General features: G+C 65.8%; 1 protein-coding gene and 1 pseudogene. Both read left to right on the forward strand.

What is annotated here, in order from left to right; genetic code table 11:
* Nucleotides 1-184 precede the first annotated feature (184 nt).
* Nucleotides 185-547: pseudogene (locus ASJ79_RS21480) on the forward strand (NYN domain-containing protein); the annotation flags it as partial.
* A 75-nt stretch (nt 548-622) separates the two neighbouring features.
* On the forward strand, nt 623-2935 hold the full coding sequence (locus ASJ79_RS21485; RefSeq protein WP_369803735.1) for an MMPL family transporter: 2313 nt from the start codon (nt 623-625) through the stop codon (nt 2933-2935).
* Nucleotides 2936-2998 lie beyond the last annotated feature (63 nt).

The following is a 2998-nucleotide window of genomic DNA, read 5'->3' on the forward strand; positions in this document are numbered from 1 at the left end:
AGCCACCCGACGACGCGGGACCACGTGCTGAATTGCCGTTCCCGCGCAACGGTATTCCGGAGAGACCGCCGCGATGACACGGAAGACGCTGACCCGGTTGACCGCCGGCGCCCTCGCTGTGCTGCTGGGCGCCTCAACCATGTTCATCGCCGTGCAGCGACTGTTCCCGCCGACGACGATCCGAGCGGTGTTCGCCAAACCCAAGGTCGACGAGGACAGCGACGTCGACAGCGACATGCTCGACCACATCGCACTGCGGCGCAGTGAGGGGCTGGCCGGGCTGATCGTGGCATCGGCCGACGGGCAGGCGTTCAAACTGCCGCTGGAAGACATCTCCAGAAGCGGCGTCGAAGTCCAGGTGCTCGGATTTCGCGAACATGCCAGTTGGGCGTTAGCGTCGGATACCTTGGAGTTCGTCGACCTGGAAGACATCCCCGGTGTCTTCCGGGAGCCGTTACCGCGGATCGGACTTGACTCGCTACCCGAGCAGGGCGCCTGGCTGCAGCCGTTCCGGCCGCTGTCGTCGCTGCTGACCTCGCGCGTCTAGATAACTGAAAGCCCCGGGGTCGACGTGCGGGGGCCGAAGATGACAGGGATGTTGGAAGACCGATAGGAGCATTACGTGTTCGCCTGGTGGGGTCGAACGGTGTACCAGTACCGATACATGGTGATCGGTGTCATGGTCGCACTGTGCCTGGGCGGCGGCGTCTACGGCATCAGCCTGGGACAGCACGTCACACAGAGCGGTTTCTACGACGAGGGCAGTGAGTCGGTCCACGCGTCGCTGGTCTCCGACGAGGCCTACGGTCGTGATCGGACCAGCCACGTGGTGGCGATCCTGACCCCGCCGGACGGCGAGAAGGTCACCGATCCGGAGTGGATCGAGAAGGTCACCGGCGAACTGAACGACGTGGTCGCCGAGCACGAGGACCAGATCGTCAGCTGGGTCGGCTGGTTGCGGGCACCCGACAGCACGGCCGAGACCGTGCAGCAGATGAAGACCGAGGACGATTCGAAGACCTTCATCAGCATCCCGCTCAAGGGCGACAACGACGACGAGATCCTGAAGAACTACCAGGTCGTCGAAGCCGACCTGCAGCGCGTCAACGACGGCAACATCGCGCTGGCCGGTCTCCAGCCGCTGGCCAGTGAGCTCACCGGCACCATCGGCGAGGACCAGAGACGTGCCGAGGTCGCGGCCATCCCGTTGGTGGCGGTCGTGCTGTTCTTCGTGTTCGGCGGCGTGATCGCCGCGGCGCTGCCCGCGATCATCGGCGGGTTGACCATCGCCGGCGCGCTGGGCATCATGCGGATCTTCGCCGAGTTCATGCCGGTGCACTTCTTCGCCCAGCCGGTCGTCACGCTCATGGGCCTCGGTATCGCGATCGACTACGGCCTGTTCATGGTCAGCCGGTTCCGCGAGGAGATCGCCGAGGGCTACGACACCGAGGCCGCGGTGCGCCGCACCGTGATGACCTCGGGTCGCACCGTGATGTTCTCCGCGGTGATCCTCGTCGCGTCGTCGGTGCCGCTGCTGCTGTTCCCCCAGGGCTTCCTGAAGTCCATCACCTACGCGATCATCGCGTCGGTCATGCTCGCGGCGATCCTGTCGGTCACCGTGCTGCCCGCCGCGCTGGCGATCCTCGGCCACAACGTCGACGCCCTGGGTGTGCGCACGTTGCTGCGGGTGCCGTTCTTCCGCAACTGGAAGCCGATGCGGGTCTACCTGGAGTGGCTGGCCGAGAAGACGCAGAAGACCAAGACCCGCGCCGAGGTCGAGAAGGGGTTCTGGGGCCGCCTGGTCAACGTCGTGATGAAGCGGCCGATCGCGTTCGCCGCGCCCATCCTGATCGTGATGATCCTGCTGGTCATCCCGCTGGGGCAGTTGGCTCTCGGCGGTATCAGCGAGAAGTACCTGCCACCGGACAACGGGGTCCGTCAGGCCCAGGAGGACTTCGACCGCAGCTTCCCGGGCTTCCGCACCGAACCACTGACGTTGGTGATCGAACGTCAGGACGGTGAGGCGGTCACCGACCAGCAGCTCGCCGAGATCCGCGCCAAGGCGATGACGATCAGCGGGTTCACCGATCCCGACAACGACCCGTCGAAGATGTGGCAGGAGCGGTCGGTCCAGGAGGGCGGCTCGGAGGATCCGTCGATCCGGGTGATCCAGAACGGCCTGGTGGACCGCAACGACGCGGCGCAGAAGATCGAGGAGCTCAGGTCGATCCAGCCGCCCCGGGGCATCGACATCTCCGTCGGCGGCACCCCGGCGCTCGAGCAGGACAGCATTCACAGCCTGTTCGACCGGCTGCCTCTGATGGTGGCGGTGCTGATCATCACCACCACGATCCTGATGTTCCTGGCGTTCGGGTCGATCGTGCTGCCGATCAAGGCCGCGTTGATGAGTGCGCTGACGCTCGGCTCGACGATGGGCATCCTGACCTGGATGTTCGTCGACGGCCACGGGTCGGGCCTGATGAACTACACGCCGCAGCCGCTGATGGCGCCGATGATCGGCCTGATCATCGCCGTGATCTGGGGCCTGTCCACCGACTACGAGGTGTTCCTGGTCTCCCGCATGGTCGAGGCCCGGGAACGCGGGATGTCGACCGCCGAGGCGATCCGCATCGGCACCGCCACCACCGGTCGCCTGATCACCGGCGCCGCGCTGGTGCTCGCGGTGGTCGCGGGGGCGTTCGTGTTCTCCGACCTGGTGATGATGAAGTACCTGGCGTTCGGTCTGCTGATCGCGCTGCTGCTGGACGCGACGATCATCCGGATGTTCCTGGTGCCCGCGATCATGAAGCTGCTCGGCGACGACTGCTGGTGGGCGCCGCGCTGGATGAAGCGGATCCAGGACAAGCTGGGTCTCGGCGAGACCGAGCTGCCCGACGAGCGCAAGCGACCGATGGTCCGGGAGACCAGGGAGTAGAGGAACGTCATCAGGAACCCGAGGATCCCCAGGATCAGGATTCCCGACCACATCGTCAGCAGC

It is taken from the genome of Mycobacterium sp. NAZ190054 (assembly GCF_001545925.1).
Taxonomy (GTDB): domain Bacteria; phylum Actinomycetota; class Actinomycetes; order Mycobacteriales; family Mycobacteriaceae; genus Mycobacterium.